The 395-nt window shown below is 38.7% G+C and carries 1 pseudogene; it reads right to left on the bottom strand.

The features are described from left to right. Nucleotides 1-65 precede the first annotated feature (65 nt). Nucleotides 66-395: pseudogene (locus tag KIH86_RS18990) on the bottom strand (sugar phosphate isomerase/epimerase); the annotation flags it as partial.

Below are 395 nucleotides of genomic sequence, written 5' to 3'. Positions count from 1 at the left end.
GCCCATGATCGCAGCCCTTTGGATAAATCTGAATTTAGAAGCCAATGAGAAGCAAAGAGAGCCTCTTAAGCGTTTATTATTTCATCCACCCACATATAACATCTTTCCAAATCATCATCTGTCAGAAAGTCAGATCTATGCTCAAACTGAATCTTAACGTCTCTATTCTCTTTTCTAATGATATTTAGGTATTCTTCAATTGGAGCCCAACCCTTCTCCGGTCTCTGTTCTGGCAAAACTGGATAATGATATTTTTCAATCTTATCGGTGTATTGCAGATTCCATAAGTGTATGACTTCAGCATACTTCACATATTTCCTAACGACTTGCCGAGAGTCAAAAAATGGATCGATCTTATCTTGCAAATGCAGCCGACCTGTATCCAGGCATAGTTT

Origin of the sequence: Paenibacillus sinensis, from assembly GCF_019904155.1 — a bacterium.
GTDB lineage: Bacteria > Bacillota > Bacilli > Paenibacillales > Paenibacillaceae > Paenibacillus_AQ > Paenibacillus_AQ sinensis.
The sequence above is the reverse complement of the archived record's forward strand: the minus strand, read 5'-3'. Positions and strand labels throughout refer to the sequence as shown.